Annotated in this window: 14 protein-coding genes; 7 read left to right on the plus strand and 7 right to left on the minus strand. The window is 67.0% G+C overall.

Going from position 1 to position 15,779, the window contains the following annotated elements:
* Nucleotides 1-22: 22 nt before the first annotated feature.
* The 4 genes from HJ588_RS16810 (at nt 23) to HJ588_RS16825 (ending at nt 4,079) form a co-directional block, all read left to right on the plus strand.
* Complete coding sequence (locus tag HJ588_RS16810) at nt 23-1,357, plus strand: C1 family peptidase (protein ID WP_171157756.1); 1,335 nt, start codon at nt 23-25, stop codon at nt 1,355-1,357.
* Nucleotides 1,358-1,475: 118 nt separating this feature from the next.
* A complete protein-coding gene (locus HJ588_RS16815; protein ID WP_212756117.1) occupies nt 1,476-2,360 on the plus strand; it encodes a metal ABC transporter solute-binding protein, Zn/Mn family in 885 nt (294 codons plus the stop codon).
* Nucleotides 2,357-3,181: a metal ABC transporter ATP-binding protein gene (locus tag HJ588_RS16820; protein ID WP_171157758.1), complete on the plus strand. Its 825-nt coding sequence runs from the start codon at nt 2,357-2,359 to the stop codon at nt 3,179-3,181. Before HJ588_RS16815 ends, HJ588_RS16820 begins: the two co-directional genes overlap by 4 nt.
* A gap of 43 nt (nt 3,182-3,224) precedes the next feature.
* Nucleotides 3,225-4,079 (plus strand): metal ABC transporter permease, encoded by an 855-nt coding sequence (locus HJ588_RS16825; protein ID WP_171157761.1) that lies wholly within the window; start codon nt 3,225-3,227, stop codon nt 4,077-4,079.
* On the opposite strand, the gene HJ588_RS16830 is transcribed toward HJ588_RS16825, so the two are convergent.
* The 3 genes from HJ588_RS16830 to HJ588_RS16840 are packed head-to-tail and all read right to left on the minus strand — an operon-like array spanning nt 4,072 to nt 7,229.
* Nucleotides 4,072-4,923 (minus strand): ABC transporter permease subunit, encoded by an 852-nt coding sequence (locus tag HJ588_RS16830; RefSeq protein ID WP_212756118.1) that lies wholly within the window; start codon nt 4,921-4,923, stop codon nt 4,072-4,074. The two genes, HJ588_RS16825 and HJ588_RS16830, sit on opposite strands and share 8 nt — an antisense overlap.
* Nucleotides 4,920-5,867, minus strand: a complete 948-nt coding sequence (locus tag HJ588_RS16835) for a carbohydrate ABC transporter permease (protein ID WP_171157763.1) — start codon at nt 5,865-5,867, stop codon at nt 4,920-4,922. Before HJ588_RS16835 ends, HJ588_RS16830 begins: the two co-directional genes overlap by 4 nt.
* A 9-nt stretch (nt 5,868-5,876) precedes the next feature.
* The gene (locus HJ588_RS16840) at nt 5,877-7,229 is read right to left on the minus strand and encodes an extracellular solute-binding protein (RefSeq protein ID WP_171157765.1); all 1,353 of its coding nucleotides are present in this window, start codon (nt 7,227-7,229) and stop codon (nt 5,877-5,879) included.
* A gap of 77 nt (nt 7,230-7,306) precedes the next feature.
* Between HJ588_RS16840 and HJ588_RS16845 the strand changes: the two genes are divergently transcribed.
* On the plus strand, nt 7,307-8,353 hold the full coding sequence (locus HJ588_RS16845) for a substrate-binding domain-containing protein (protein WP_171157767.1): 1,047 nt from the start codon (nt 7,307-7,309) through the stop codon (nt 8,351-8,353).
* Complete coding sequence (locus HJ588_RS16850; protein ID WP_171157769.1) at nt 8,350-10,161, plus strand: glycoside hydrolase family 2 protein; 1,812 nt, start codon at nt 8,350-8,352, stop codon at nt 10,159-10,161. The genes HJ588_RS16845 and HJ588_RS16850 overlap by 4 nt, the downstream gene beginning before the upstream one ends.
* Here the strand turns inward: HJ588_RS16850 and HJ588_RS16855 are convergent.
* Genes HJ588_RS16855 through HJ588_RS16865 form a run of 3 tightly spaced genes read right to left on the minus strand, consistent with a single transcriptional unit; the run spans nt 10,136 to nt 13,859 of the window.
* Entirely contained in the window at nt 10,136-11,155 is a 1,020-nt protein-coding gene (locus HJ588_RS16855; RefSeq protein WP_343036770.1) for a bile acid:sodium symporter family protein, read from the minus strand. The genes HJ588_RS16850 and HJ588_RS16855 overlap by 26 nt on opposite strands.
* A complete protein-coding gene (locus HJ588_RS16860) occupies nt 11,152-12,366 on the minus strand; it encodes an MFS transporter (RefSeq protein ID WP_171157773.1) in 1,215 nt (404 codons plus the stop codon). The genes HJ588_RS16855 and HJ588_RS16860 overlap by 4 nt, the downstream gene beginning before the upstream one ends.
* An 11-nt stretch (nt 12,367-12,377) precedes the next feature.
* Nucleotides 12,378-13,859 (minus strand): MFS transporter, encoded by a 1,482-nt coding sequence (locus tag HJ588_RS16865; RefSeq protein WP_212756119.1) that lies wholly within the window; start codon nt 13,857-13,859, stop codon nt 12,378-12,380.
* A gap of 87 nt (nt 13,860-13,946) precedes the next feature.
* On the opposite strand from HJ588_RS16865, the gene HJ588_RS16870 reads away from it, so the two are divergent.
* Entirely contained in the window at nt 13,947-14,360 is a 414-nt protein-coding gene (locus tag HJ588_RS16870; RefSeq protein ID WP_171157778.1) for a MarR family winged helix-turn-helix transcriptional regulator, read from the plus strand.
* A 24-nt stretch (nt 14,361-14,384) separates the two neighbouring features.
* Here HJ588_RS16870 and HJ588_RS16875 read toward each other — a convergent pair whose 3' ends face one another.
* Nucleotides 14,385-15,767, minus strand: coding sequence for an FAD-dependent oxidoreductase (locus HJ588_RS16875; RefSeq protein ID WP_171157780.1), 1,383 nt, complete (start codon nt 15,765-15,767; stop codon nt 14,385-14,387).
* Between the last annotated feature and the right edge of the window lie 12 nt (nt 15,768-15,779).

Below are 15,779 nucleotides of genomic sequence, written 5' to 3' on the forward strand. Positions count from 1 at the left end.
ATCAACGTGAGACAGTGAGCCTATGGGGATCTCTTTCACACCGTTGACCGAGCAGGACGTCGAGCTTCTCCGCAAGGAGTTCGACGCCCGGCCGGCCAACCGGCTGTTCCAGAACGCGGTGACCAAGACCACGATTACGGACCTGGCCCTCGATCGGCAGATCGTGACCGGGATCGACACCTCGATGTCGCATCGACTCGACACGTGGCAGGTCACCAACCAGCAAAAGAGCGGCCGCTGTTGGATGTTCGCCGGCCTCAACCTGCTGCGTGCCGGGGCGATGGAGCGCCTCGGGCGCAAGGACTTCGAGCTCTCCCAGAACCACACGTTGTTCTGGGACAAGCTCGAGCGCTGCAACTACTTCCTGGAGTCGGTTGCCCAGCTGGCCGATCGTGGCGTGGACGACCGCACCCTCGCCTACGTCCTCGACGACGTGATGAGCGACGGCGGCCAGTGGAACATGTTCGCCGCGCTCGTGCGCAAGCACGGCGTCGTGCCGCAGACGGTGATGCCGGAGACCGAATCGTCTTCCCACACGGCGCCGATGAACAAGAGCCTCCGTCGGCTGCTGCGACAGGCCGCTCGCGACCTGCGCGCGGCAAAGGGCCCCGAGGCCGCCGCCGAGGTGCGGTCGCGAGCGCTCGCCACGGCATACCGCATGCTGGCGATCCACCTCGGCACGCCGCCGACCGACTTCGAGTGGCAGTGGACCGACGACGACGGTGACTTCCATCGCGACGGCCGTATGACGCCCCAGGACTTCCGCGACCGCTACCTGACCGTGAACGTCGACGACTACGTCTGCCTGGTCGACGACCCCCGGGAGAGCAGCCCGCGCGGGCGCACCTTCACCGTCGACCAGCTCGGCAACGTCGTCGGCGGTGAGCCGGTGCGCTATCTCAACGTCGACGCCGACGTGCTGAAAACTGTTGCAGCACAGGCTATTCGGGATGGCGAGCCGGTGTGGTTCGGCTGCGACGTCGGGCAGATGGAGGAGCGGCAGCTCGGCATCTGGGACGCGCATCTCTATGACCTCGAGGGCATCTACGACACCCGCTTCGAGCTCGACAAGGCCGACCGGCTCGACTACCACGAGACGCTGATGACGCACGCGATGCTCTTCACCGGTGTCGACCTCGTCGACGACACCCCACGCAAGTGGCGGGTCGAGAACTCCTGGGGTGACGACAAGGGCGACAAGGGCTTCTTCACGATGAACGACTCGTGGTTCGGCGAGTACGTCTTCGAGATCGCCGCGCGCCGTGATCGCCTGCCGCAGGAGCTGCAGGCGGCGCTCGACCAGGAGCCGATCGTGCTGCCCGCCTGGGACCCGATGGGTTCGCTCGCGCAGGGCTGACTCCCGCGACGTCGCACGCACCCGCGGCGCACTGCTATTCTCCGTTGTCGGGAATGGTTTTCAATATCGACCAGGCGGGTGTGGAGTGAAGATTCGGGTGCTGGCGGCGGCAGTGTGTATGTCGGTCGTCATCGGGCTGACCGGTTGCGGGGCCAGCGGGGGCGGCGCCGCCGGTGCGGGCGGCGGCGGCGACACGATCGACGTGGTCGCCAGCACCAATGTCTACGGCAGCGTGGCGCAGCAGGTCGGCGGCGACCGGGTGCGCGTGACCTCGATCCTGAGCGACCCCAACGTCGATCCGCACGGTTACGACTCGAGCGCCAAGACGGCCGTCGACGTGGCCAAGGCGAAGCTGGTCGTGGACAACGGTCTCGGCTACGACGACTTCATGCAGGATCTGCTGAAGGGCGCACCCGGAGGCGATCGGTCGGTCGTTACCGCGGCCACGGTCCTCGGGGTCACGGGCAAGGACGCCAACCCGCACCTTTGGTATGACACCGCGCAGATGCCGAAGGTCGCGAACGCGATCCGGGACGCGTTGAGCAAGATCGACCCGAAGCACAGCAGCGACTACGCCGCCGGTGCGAAAGCCTTTGCGCAGGGCATGAAGCCGGTCGACGACACTGTCCGGACCATGCGCGACGAATTCGCCGGGACCAAGGTCGCCTACACCGAACGGGTCGCCGGCTACCTGATCGACGAGGCGGGGCTGAAGCTCGGCATCCCGGCAGGTTTCACGACCGCGGTCGAGGAGGGCGACGACCCGAGCCCGGCGGACACCGTCGCCTTCGACAAGGCGTTGACCACCCGCACGGTCAAGGCGCTGCTCTACAACGGGCAGGTCACCGACAAGCAGACCGACCAGTTGCGGTCGCTGGCGACCAAGAGTGGCGTGCCCGTGGTGGCGGTGACCGAGACGATGCCCACCGACGCACGGGACTATCAGTCGTGGCAGTTGGGGCAGGCGAAGGCCCTGCTCGCCGCCCTGAAGGGATCGAAATGACGAAAACGCCTGGTGCGCCACTGGTTTCGTTTCAGGATGCCGGTCTGACGGTCGGGGGCCGGCGGCTGTGGTCGCACCTCGACCTCGACGTCATGCCGGGCGAGTTCGTCGCCATCCTCGGACCCAACGGCGCCGGCAAGACGTCGATGCTGCGCGCCGCGCTCGGTCTCGAGCCGCTGAGCGAGGGCAGGCTGACCGTCGGCGGGTCGGTGCCGCGCCGGGGGAGCGCCGCCGTCGGCTACGTCCCGCAGCAGAAGATCTTCGATCGCGACCTGGCGCTGCGCGGACGCGACCTGGTAATGCTCGGCGGCGACGGCCACCGCTTCGGCTGGCCGGTGCCGAGCCGGCAGGTGCGCGACTCCGCCCAACGGATGATCGAGGCGGTGGGAGCTGCGTCATACGCCGACGCACCGGTCGGCCGGCTCTCCGGCGGCGAGCAGCAGCGGTTGCGCATCGCGCAGGCGCTGATGAGCGACCCGCAGGTGCTGCTGTGCGACGAGCCGCTCACCTCACTCGACCTCAGCCACCAGGAGGGCGTCCTCGACCTGCTCGACCGGCGCCGCCGCGACTCGCACTCGGCGGTGATGATGGTGACCCACGAGGTCAACCCGGTGCTGCCGTTCGTCGACCGCATCGTCTATCTGGTCGCCGGCAACTGGGCCGTCGGCACCCCCGACGAGATCCTCACCAGCGAACGCCTCACCGCGCTCTACGGCACCCCGATCGACGTGCTGCACGTGCGCGGCCGGGTCATCGTCGTCGGCGCCGGTGAGACCCCGGACGCCTCCCATCACTGTGGCCCCGTCGAGGTCACCGCATGAGCACCCCCGCTTCGCTCCGCCGGATACTTCGCGAGGACCCCGCATGAGCAACCTGTGGACCTACCTGCAATACCCGTTCGCCCAGCACGCGCTGATCGCGGCGACGCTGATCGCCATCACGAGCGGACTGATCGCGCCGTTCGTGGCGATGCGGGACATGGCGTTCGCCGTGCACGGCACCGCGGAGCTGGCCTTCCCGACCGCGGTTGCCGGACTGCTCATCGCCGGCGACGCGGTCGGTGGTGCACTCACCGGGTCGGTGGTGGTCGCAGTGGCGATCTGGTGGCTGGGCAGGCAACGCAGCGAACGCAATACGGCGATCGGTGTGCTGCTCGCGTTCGGGCTGGGGCTCGGTGCCTTCCTGCTGAGCTTCTACCACGGCTTCGCGTCGGCGGCGACCAACATCCTCTTCGGGTCGATCGTCTCGGTGAGCACCAAGGACGTCGCCCTGCTGGGGGTGATCGCGGTGATCGTCGTGGCCGTGATGGTCTTCATCTACCGGCCGTTGCTCTTCGCATCGGTCGACCCCGATGTCGCCGCGGCGCGCGGCGTGCCGGTCGGCCCACTCGGCCTGGTGTTCCTGCTCGTGCTCGCGGTGACGGTCACCGAGGCGGCCCAGATCGTCGGCACGCTGCTGGTGCTGAGCCTGACGATCACCCCCGCCGCGGCGGCCCGGCGCTGGTCGGCCAACCCGCTGGTGGTGAGCGCCCTCGCGATCGTCTTCGCGCTGATCGCCGCGGACCGGGGCTTCCTGCTGAGCCTGGTCTTCATCGACGCCGACGTGAAGGCGAGCGTGATGATCAGCTTCCTCAGCTTCGCGATCTACCTGATCTCGCTCGCGGCTGCGCGGTGGCGCGACCCGCGAGCCGCGGCGGCGAAGCCGGTCGCCGTCACTTGATGCCCGTGCGCGCCACACCCTGCACGATGTGCCGCTGAAAGAGTAGAAACACTACGAAGAGCGGGAGCGCACCGAGCACTGCGGTGGCCATCAGTTGTGCGTAGAGGATGCCGAAACCGCTACTCACAGCTGACATTCCGACCGGGATCGTCATCTGTTTGACGTTGCTGAGCACGAGAAGCGGCCACAGGAAGTTGTTCCAACTGGCAACGAAGGTGAAGATCGACACCGCGGAGATCGCCGGCCGGCACAACGGGAGGCAGACTCGCCAGTAGATGCCGAACCAGGACGCGCCGTCGATGCGGGCCGCCTCGATCAGTTCGCGTGGCAGGCCAGAGAAGAACGACTCGAAGATGAAGACTGCGATCGGCGCGGCTGCCGCCGGCAGCACCATCGCCCAATAGGTGTTCAGCAAATGCATCGACTGGACGATCTGGTAGAGCGGCAGGGCGAGGATCTGCCCGGGGATCAGCAGCCCGGCCAGCACGAACGCGAACACCCCGCCACGGCCGGCGAACCGTGTCTGGGCCAGGGCGAAGCCGATCATGGAGCTGACGGCGACGGTGAGCACGACCGTCAGAGTGGCGATGATGAAGCTGTTGATGTACCAGGTGAGGATCGGGGTGCCGTCGATCACCTTGTGGTAGGCGTCGAAGGAGAAATGGTCACTCCACCAACTGGTCGGGTGCGCCGCGATCTCTCCCTCCGGCTTCAGCGAGGTGTCGACCGCGAAGAGCAACGGCACCACCCAAATCACCGCGAAGACCGTGAGGACGAGTCCGGAGAAGATCTTGAAGACCCGCGAACGGCCGTTGTAGTCCAGCGCATTCGTCTCAGTGCTCACGCGCCGACCTCCTTGTTCGACTGGCGACGCAACAGGAACCACACCACCGAAACCACGAGGACGATCGCGAAGTAGACCATGGTGGCGGCTGCGGCATACCCGGCCCGGTAATCGGAGAAGCCGGTGTCATAGATGAACTCCATGACCGGTCGCGTCGAGGTGCCCGGGCCGCCCGCGGTCATGAGGTACATCTGGTTGAAGATCTGCATGCTCGCCAGGATCTGCAGCATCGTGACGAGCACGACGGTCGGGCGCAGCAGCGGCAGCACGATGCCGGTGAGCGTCCGCAAGGGGCTTGCGCCGTCGATGGCTGCTGCCTCGTAGACGTCGCGTGGCACCTCCTGCAGTCCGGCGAGGAAGAGCACGAAGTTGAAGCCGATCGTCCACCACACGGTGAGCGCCGCAACCGACAGGAACGCCCACTTCGTCTCGCCCAACAGATTGGGTGGAGTGAGCCCGACCGTCTCGAACCAGTGTGGAATGAGACCGATCTCGGGTGCGTACAGCCAGAGGAAGATGAGCGTCACCGAGGTCACCGGCAGCACGAACGGCGCGAAGAAGATGAACCGCACCAATGCCTTTCCGCGGTGGACGCGTTCGGCGAGTAGCGCGAGCACCAGTGCGAGAATCACCAGCGGCGGAGTGGTCAGGACCGTGAACCACACCGTATGGCCCATCGACGACCAGAAGTCCGAACTGGTGAGGATCGACCGGTAATTGTCGAAACCGACGGACTTGCCGAGACCCGGCCGCACTGTGGTGGCGTTGAAGAAGCTCATCACGATGCCGTAGACGGCGGGGCCGACGAGGAAGATCAGGTAGAGGACGAGGAACGGAATGCTGAGTAACCAACCGGCACGGTGCTCGTCGCGCGGGCCGGCTCGACGGCCCGTGACCGTCGCAGCCGAAGTGCTGACTCCATCATCGATGATCGTGGTCGCCATTGCGGGCTCCTATCCCACCGGCGGTATGGCGGATGCGTACGGCTGCAGGCCGGAACGCATCGCGCGGACCGCACCCGCGGGGCTCTGGGAAGTGGTCTGCGAGGTCGCGACGGCAGCGCCGACGATGTTCTCGAACTGGCTACCCGCGCCGGAGTACCAGCCCGGCGGGTCGTACTCCGCCGCGGTGGCCGCAGCCACGTAATTGGCCTGCGGGCGCAGCTTTTCGAAGTCGGCGGAATCCCGGACCGGAAGCCAGGCAGGTATGTGACCCCCCTCCGCCCAGATCGCGCTCGAGTCGAGCAGCGACTTGATGAACTCCATTGCGATTGCGCGACGCTCTGGGTTCATCGCGCTGTTGCGCGGTATGACGAGCGCATGACTGTCGGCGAAGGCGACGAGTTTCGGGCCGAAGACGTGCGGGACCGGGACAACGTCGAACTTCACCGGGGTGTCGCGATAGGTCGGTATCTGCCATTCGCCGTCGAAGAGGAACCCGGCCTTCCCGGTGGAGAAAAGTGACGTCGTGCCGCCGGCATCGACGGACTTCGGCAGCAGGCCGCTGCGGGTAAGGCTCTGCATGAAGGTCAGCGCCTTGACAGCCTTGTCGTCGTCAAGGGTGATGCGAGTGCCGGAGTCGGCCAGCACGGTGCCGCCCAATTGGTAGTAGAACGTCGCGAAGAAGCGCCAGTTGGTGGATGGGTCGTTGGTAACGGTCGTGACGCCGCCGTACTGCCCGGTCACGCGCTGCGCCGCCCTGAGGGCCGCAGTGAGTTCCTGCGGCCCGTTGAGCGGCTTGAGTTTGCCTGATGCATCGAGCAATCCGGCCTTGCGGCATACCTCGACGTTGTAGAACATCACGAACGGGTGAGTGTCGAGTGGCACGGCGTGCACCGCACCGTCGATGGTCGCCTTCCGCAGAGCCGCAGGCGTGAACTTGTCGCTGGGCAGGCCCGCGGCGGAGAGCTCGTCGGTGGGCATTGCGCTGAGTAACCCGGCCTTGGTGAGGGTGTCCAACCGCGAGAGGTGAACGACGGCAACGTCGGGTGGCGCGCCGCCGGACGTCGCCAAGGAGAGTTTCGTGTAGTAGGGCGTGCCCCACGTGAGCACGGTTGCGTCGACCTGGACGTCTCGATGTGCCCGGCGATACGCCGTCTCCATCTTCACCATGTTGTCGCCGTCGCCGCCGGTGAAGAGGTTCCAGTAGGTGAGGTTGTGCGTCGGAGGCGCTGCTCCGAAGAGCCCCGTGGCTACTGGAGATCCGCACCCGGCAAGGAGAGCGGCGACCGAGCCCGCTCCTGCTCCGAGCACGGCCCGCCGGCTGACGGATGCAGCAATCGACCGATCTTCCGAACCTTCGGGCATGGCACCTCCTCGTGCGCTGATCCGGATCCTTGCATCGTTGCATGCAACGTTGCAAGCGTTTCTGATACTTTCACCGCGTGACAGCGACACTGCGTGATGTGGCAACCCGGGCCGGAGTGTCCGTGCGCACGGTCTCCAACGTTGTCAACGACTTTCCGCAAGTGTCGGCCGCGACTCGTGCGACCGTGCAGGCTGCAATCGACGAACTCGGCTACCGCCCGAATCTTGTTGCGCGACGGCTCCGGACCGGACGGACTGGCATTGTCGGGCTGCTCATCCCACGCCTCGGCGAGCATTACTTCGCCGAACTGGCCGACGCCGTCGTCACCGCCGCACGGCAACGCGATCGGACCTTGGTCATCGATCAGACCGACGGGCGCCGGAGCGGCGAGCTGTCGCCGCTCGATCTGGCGACGCGCGATCAGCTCTGGGACGGTGCCATCGTCAGCCCACTCAGTGTGAGCGCCGACGACCTCAAGCGTCATTCATCGACACCTTTGGTTGTGCTCGGCGAGCATGGTGCGGGCTTCGACCTGGCGTGGGTGGGTACAGACAACATCGCAGCCGCGCGTGACGCGACCAACTATCTGATCTCATTGGGGCGCAAGCAGATTGCGGTAGTGGGCGATCAGCGCGGTCCTGGAGGCGAGACCGGCGCGTTGCGCACGAAGGGCTACCGCGCAGCGATGCGGGACAGCGGCCTTCGGGTGCGCCGGGGCTGGGTCGTCGCTCCGAGCGGCTACGAACGCGCGGAGGGTGCCGCGGCCGCCAGGCGGCTGATGTCCGGGCCGCATCGACCCGACGCGATCTTCTGTTACAACGACGAGCTCGCCTTCGGTGTGCTCTATGCACTGCACGAGCTCGGCGTGCGGGTCCCCGATGACGTCGCGGTGCTCGGCTGGGACAACCTGCGGGATGCACGGTTCGCCGTGCCCGCCCTGTCATCGGTGCATGTCTCGCGGGAAGCTGTCGCGACCGCCGCCCTCGATCTCTTGATCGCGCAGCTCGAGTCGGGCGCGTCCTCGCGCGAGCACATCGTGATACCGCACGAAGTCGAGGCACGGGCCAGCACGGTCGGTGCGCAATCGCAGAAGCATCCCTTGGCGAAAGGCAGCCCAGCATGACCGTCTCACCCTCGGCGGCAATCCCGCGGCCGGAGTATCCGCGTCCGTCCTTTCGTCGGGCGAAGTGGCTGAATCTCAACGGTGAGTGGGGATTTGAGGTCGACCAGGGCGACAGCGGCCTCGAACGTGGGCTGCTGCACACAGAGCTCAGTGACGTCATCACCGTGCCCTTCGCGCCTGAGTCCGCCTTGTCGGGTATTGGTCGCACCGACTTTCTCGAGGCTGTCTGGTATCGCAGATCGATCCGGGTGCCGGAGGATTGGCGTGGGCAGGAACTGCTGTTGCATCTCGGCGCGGCCGACTACGACACCACGGTGTGGGTCGACGGCGAGGAGATCGGACGACATCGTGGCGGGTTCACTTCGTTCAGTGTCCGGTTGGGAGATGCTGGTCAATTCATCGACGCGCCAGGCAAACTCACCATTCGCTGTCGAGATGGTCACCGGGGCCCGCAGGCCCGCGGCAAGCAGAGCCGTGACTACAGCGGCTGGGGCGCCCTCTACGGCCGGACAACCGGGATCTGGCAGACGGTGTGGCTGGAACCGGTGCCCGCACGCCGGTTCGAACGGCCTCGCGTCACGCCTGATGTCGGCGCCTCGTGCTTTCGGGTCGAGCTCCCGATGCGTGGCGATCGCTCCGGGCTGCGCATTCATGCTGAGGTGTATGACGGCGACCGCCTGATCGCCCAGGAATCAATCTCGGCTACAAGCGACTTCACCGCGGCCGCGACCCTGAGCATCCCGGAAGAGGGTCGCCGCCTCTGGTCGCCCGAGGATCCGCACCTCTACGACCTGCGGTTGAGGTTGCACGACGCGGGCGGCGCAGTGGTGGATGAGGTGCACTCGTATGCCGGTCTGCGATCTGTGGTGATCGACGGGCCGGCGGTGCTGCTGAACGGCAGTCCGGTATTTCAACGGCTGGTGCTCGACCAGGGCTACTACCCAGACGGGCTGATGACCGCACCCTCCGACGCGGCATTGGTCGAGGACATCGAGCTGTCGATGGCCGCTGGTTTCAACGGAGCTCGCCTGCATCAGAAGATCTTCGAGGAACGATTCCTGTTCCACGCCGATCGGCTCGGTTACCTGGTCTGGGGCGAATTCGGCGACTGGGGCTGCCGTGAGCCTGGCCCGGCCGACCTCGATAACCAGCGACCGGACGCGTCATACATCACCCAATGGCTGGAAGCGCTGGAGCGGGACTACAGCCACCCCAGCATCATCGGCTGGTGTCCGTTGAACGAGACCTATCAGCTACGCCACGACCGGATCACTGCGCTGGACGACGTGACGCGAGGGATGTTCCTGGCGACCAAGCTGGCCGACCGGACGCGCCCGGTGCTGGACGCTTCGGGCTATGCGCACCGGGTCCCCGAGACGGATATCTACGACTCACACCTCTACGAGCAGGAGCCAGCGCGCTTCGGCGAACTCATGGCGCCTCTCGCCGAGGGCCGACCGTACGTCAACGAGGGCGAGGCCTGGTCAGTGCCGTATGCCGGGCAGCCGTATTTCTGCAGCGAGTTCGGTGGCATCTGGTGGAACCCCGCGGCGGAGGAGGGCGACGAATCCTGGGGCTACGGTCAGGCCGTCGAGTCGGAGGAGGAGGTCTATCAGCGCTTCCAGGGCCTGGTCGACGTGTTGCTCGACGACCCACTGATGTTCGGGTACTGCTACACCCAGCTCACCGACGTGTTCCAGGAGCAGAACGGCGTCTATTTCTTCGATCGCTCGCCGAAACTGGATGTCGCCCGGATCCGCGCGATCCAGCAGCGCGCAGCCGCTATCGAGCGGTCGGCAGAGGCGTAGTCGATCGTTCCGAGGCGGGCTGCGAGCCGTATCGAGCCGCCAGCCACGAGCAGATCATCAGCTGCACCTGGTGGAAGACCATCAGCGGCAGCACGATGATGCTGACCGGTTGGCCGGCGAACAGGACTGCAGCCATGGGCAATCCGCTCGCCAGGCTCTTCTTGGTGCCGCAGAACTGCACGGCGATGCGGTTACCACAGTCGAAGCCGAGACGGTCGGCGCACTGCCCGGTCAGCCAGAGCATCACCACCACGAGCAGCACCGACAACAACACCAGGAAGCCGATCTGCCACGCACTCACCGCGTGCCAGATCCCTTCCCGCACGCCCTCGCTGAAGGCCGCATAGACGACCAGGACGATCGAGCCCCGGTCGACGTACTTCAACGAGCCGCTGTGCTTCTCGACCCAGGCGCCGATCAGCGGACGGGCCAGCTGTCCGACGAGGAACGGCACCAGCAACTGCGCGCAGATGTCGACGATCGCACGCGCGCTGATCTGGATGCTGCCACCGGTGCCGAGCAGGTGCAGTGAGGCCATCGCGATGACGAGCAGGGGAGTGAGCAGCACGCCGAGCAGGTTGGACGCCGAGGCGCTGACGATCGCGCCGGCGACGTTGCCGCGTGCCATCGAGGTGAACGCGATCGAGGACTGCACGGTCGACGGCACCAGCGTCAAGTAGAGCACCCCGGTGTAGAGATCGGCGGACAGCAGGCTCGGCTCGAGCACGCGGAGCGCGATGCCGACCAGCGGGAAGAGCACGAACGTGAACGCGAGGATCAGGGTGTGCAGGCGCCAGTGCTTCAGCCCGTCCAGTGCCTCACGTGGATGCATCCGCGCGCCATACAGGAAGAAGAGCAGAGCGATCGCCGCGGTGACGATCGTGTCGAGCGTGGGAGCGAAGCCCGCACCGGCGGGCAGCACGCTGGCGATCGCGACCGTCGCGAGAATGGCGAGGACGAAACCGTCGATGCGCAGCTTGCGGACGAGATTCACAGCGCCGCCGCCTTGGTGTCGCGAACCACCAGCCAGGCCACAGCAGCGCACGCCGCGAGTGCCGCCGTGGCACCGAATGCGACTGGGAATCCCCATTGTTGGGCGAGGAAGCCGCCGATGACGGGTCCGATCACCGTGCCCACGTCCTGACACATCTGGAAGGTGACCAGCACCGGGCCGCCGCGTCCGTGGCCGTACATGATGTCGGCCAGCGCTGCTTGCTGTGCGGGGCTCACCATGCCGGTGCCGACGCCCGCGACCAGGGTGAACGCGAACGCGAGCGGCACCGACTCGGTCAGCGCGAGGGCGGCGGTGGCGGCGGCGAGCACCGTCATACCGAGGACGATCAGCGGACGACGGCCGATGCGGTCGGAGAGCCGTCCGGAGGGGAACATCGCCAGCACGTCGCCGCACGCGTAAGTGGCGAGAGCGAGCCCGGCGACGCCCGGCTCCTGGCGCAGCACGATGGCAAAGTAGAGCGGCACGAGCGACACGCGCATCGCGTAGACCCAGCCGAAGATCATCGCGGTGAGCACGGCCGAGCGGTAGGCGCCGATCGCGAGTGCCGCGCGCATCGGCATCGCGGCCACCGTCGGCGACGTGTCGATCGCGGCGAGTGGGCTGCCGCGCAGCTGCCAGCGGACCACGGCGATCGCGATCAGCAGTGCGACGGCGTAGACCACGAACGGCACCCGCAGCCCGAAGCCGACGAGTGCACCACCGAGCAGCGGCCCGCTGATGCTGCCCAGCACGAAGCTGGAGGAGTAGAGGCCGGACACCCGGCCGCGAATCGCCGGGGGAGCGATGCGGATGATCAGCCCCATCGCGGAGACGGTGAACATCACCGAACCGATGCCGCCGACCCCGCGGAAAACGATGAGCTGCCAATAGTTTTGGGAGAACGCGGCGGCCAGGGTCGACAGCGCGACGATGAGCAGGCCGAGCAGATAGACAGGCTGCTCGCCGAGCGTGCGGACCAGTCGCCCGCTGGTTGGTGCGAACACCAGCCGCATCACCGCGAAGGCCGAGACCACTGCGGACGCGGCGGTGACGCCGACGTCGAAGCTCCGCGCGAACTCCGGTAACGCCGGCGCCACCACCCCGTAGCCGAGCGCGATCACGAAGCTCGCGCAGACCATGACCCATACCTCTCGGGGTATGGCGGGCCGCGCCGCTGGCGTTGCGGTCGGCTCCGGCTCGGTCTTGGTCATCTCGGCCGTCATTATCGCGGCAGTGCAGCCTCCTGCGGGGTGCGGGTCCCGCGCCGGTTGCGGGTGGCGCCGAGCACCCAGACGGTGAGGGCGAATCCGGCGATCGTCAGCCCGAGGATGACGACCACCGCGGTCGTCATGCCGGGCAGCAGGGCGCCAGGCCGGATCGTGCCGCTGCCGCCCGCCGTGATCGCGGTGACGACGGCCATCATCACCGCGCCGCCGACCTGCACGAACGTGTTGAGCAGGCCTGATGCCAGGCCTTGTTCGTCGCTGTCGACACCTTCGGTGGCTTGCGAGTTGATCGCCGGGAAGGTGAGCGCGAAGCCGACGCCGAGCAGGATGATGGTCGGGAAGAGGAAGTTCCAGTAGCTCATTCCGGGCTGCACTCGCAGGAACAGGGCGTATGCCGCGAGGAATGCCGCCAGCCCGGCTCCGACGAGCGCGGTGGTGTTCACCCGGTCGAGCAACCGGTCGATCTTGGTCGCGGATGCGACGACGAGAACGCCGGCGGGCAGGAAGGCCATCGCCATCCCGATCGGGCTCCAGCCGAGCGAGTCCTGCACGTAGAGGGTCACCAGGAACTGGAACGCCGCGTAGCCACCGAACATCACAAATCCGGAGATGTTGGCGTGCACCAGGCGCAGCGAGCGCAGGATGCCGAGACGCACCAGCGGGTGCGGGTGCTTCAGCTCGACCGCGACGAACGTGGCCGCGAGGATCGCCGATGCCGCGAACAGGCCGAGGGTCTGCCCGGAGGCCCATCCGGTCTCGGGTGCGCGCACGACGGTGTAGACGAGGATCAGCACCGACAACGTCGACGCGACGGCACCGAAGACGTCGAATTCGGCCATCCGGAAACGACGTTCGGCGGCGACGCGCGGCAGCACCCGCCAGCCGACGGCGAAGAGTGCCAGCGCGATCGGACCGGGGAAGAGCAGCGTCGCGCGCCAGGACAGCTCGGTGAGCAGGCCGCCGAAGACCAGTCCGAGGGAGAAGCCGGACGCGCCACAGACGGTGTAGATCGAGAACGCCTTGTTGCGCGCACGCCCCTCGGCGAAGGTCGTGGTGATGATCGACAGACCCGCGGGGACGGTGAAGGCGGCGGCGATGCCCTTCACGAATCGCATTGCGATCAGCAGCTGTTCGATGCTGATGACGGCGCTGATCACGGACGCGACGCCGAAGACGAGCACTGCGGCGAGGAACACGCGGCGGCGGCCGAGCAGGTCCGAGGCACGGCCGCCGAGCAGGAGCAGACCGCCGTAGCCGAGCACGTACGCCGAGACGATCCACTGCAGGCTCGACGGGTCCATGCCCAGAGCGGTTTTGATCGAGGGGAGGGCGACGCCGACCATCGAGATGTCGAGGCCGTCCAGGAAGAGCGCGCCGCACAGCACGACGAGCAGGAGCCAGGTGCGGCTGGACCAGCCGGTGTCCGAGGTGACGGTGGGTGAGGGTGACGTGGTGGATGGAGTGAGTGTCGTGGTCACGAGCACCGAGCGTATGCACATGCATTAGATGTGTCTACATAATTTGCAGGTAGATTTTATGCGCATGCATGTGATATGTTCGCGCGCATGAGTAGTGCCCGCACGGATGACGAATTGGCCGCCCACTGGCATCGGCTGATGCGGGACTATGCGCGACTGACCTGCGCGCTCGATCGTGCCTTGCAGGGCGAATGTGGCATCAGCTCAAGCGAATTCGACGTGTTGGAGCAGCTGGCGACCGCCGACGAATGCAGCGTCCGGATGGCTGACCTTGCCGATCACGTGCACCTGTCGCAGTCGGCGCTGTCGCGGCTGGTGACCCGTCTCGAGCGGGACGGACTCGCGGAGCGGGCGACGTGCACCGCCGACCGGCGGTCGATCTTCGTCGCCGCGACGGCGAAGGGCACCGCGAAGTATGACGAGGCACGTCCCGTGCAGCGCGAGGTGCTGCGCACGGAGACCGCCAAGTGCTCGCCCGACTCAGGTGTCTGCGCCGGCTGAGCCCGGTCAGTCCAGTCAGACCTCTCAGGCTTCTCGGTCCTCGGTGATGCCGGCGAGGGCGACCTCGATGCCGCGGTGGATCGTCGGGTAGGCGTAGATCATCGAGCGCAGCTTGTCGATCGGCACCTCGCCGTGCACGGCGACGGCGAGCCAGCCGATCACCTCGCCGGCGTGCGGCCCCATGACGGTCGCGCCGACCAGCACGCCGCGTTCGGCATCCGCCACGACCTTGATGAAGCCCTGGTTGGCGAACTCGTCGATCCAGCCGCGGGTCGTCTCCGGCACCGGGGTCGACCCGACTGCCACGCGTGACAACGCTTTTCGCGCGTCGGCCTCCGTCATACCGACACCGGCGATCTCCGGCTCGGTGAAGGTGACGTGGGGGAGTGCGCGATAGTCGGCCGGTGGTCCGTCCTCGCCGGCGATGTCGCGCAGAGCGATCGCCGCCTCGTACATCGACACGTGGGTGAACTGTCCGTGTCCGGTGATGTCACCGATGGCCCACACGCCGTCGGTGACCCGGCAGCGGTCGTCCACCGGGACCGATCGGTCGGCGGTCACTCCGACCGAGTCCAGGCCGACGTCCCTGATGTTGAGACTCCGCCCGGTGGCCACCAGGATGCGCTCGGCGGTGACCTCGGTGCCGTCGTCGAGAGTCACCGTGACCGACTCGTCGTCACCACGGACCGACTGGACCGCCGCCCCGAGCTTCACGTCGATGCCGTCCTCGGCGAAGACCTGCGCGAGCTGGTCGGACACCTCTGGCTCGTCCCGCCCGCTGAGGCGCGGTGAACCCTCCACGATGGTCGTCTGCACGCCGAAACGTGCTGCGACTTGAGCCATTTCGCAGCCGATGGCACCTCCACCGAGCACGATGAGCGACGCCGGCAGCTCCTCGAGACGCATGAAGTCACGGTTGGTCCAGAACGCGACGTCGGCGAGTCCGTCGATCGGCGGCACGGCCGGCGCTGTGCCGGTGTTGAGCACGATCGCGCGCTCGATGTCGTAGGTGGTGCCTCCTGCGGACACTCTGCCCGGCCCCTCGATCCGGCCGTGCGCCTTGACGACCGTCGCGCCCTTCCCGGTGAGCCGGTCGACGGCCACCTGGTCGTCCCAGTCGTCCGTCGCCTCGTCACGGATGCGGCGCGCCACGATCGACCAGTCCGGCTCCACGGTGCCGACCGACCCGGCCAGTTGCGCGGTGCGCCGGGCCTCGGAGAGTGAGTCGGCGGCTCGGAGCATCATCTTGGACGGAATGCAGCCGTAGTAGGGACATTCGCCGCCGACCAGGCGTTCGTCGAGGGCGAGCACGCGCAGTCCACGGGTCGCGAGCTCGCCCGCGAGGTATTCACCGCCCGGGCCCAGTCCGATCACGGCGACGTCGAACGTGGTGTCTGCCTGGCTCACGGTCACTCCTTC

The organism is Flexivirga aerilata, from assembly GCF_013002715.1.
GTDB classification, from domain to species: Bacteria; Actinomycetota; Actinomycetes; order Actinomycetales; family Dermatophilaceae; genus Flexivirga; species Flexivirga aerilata.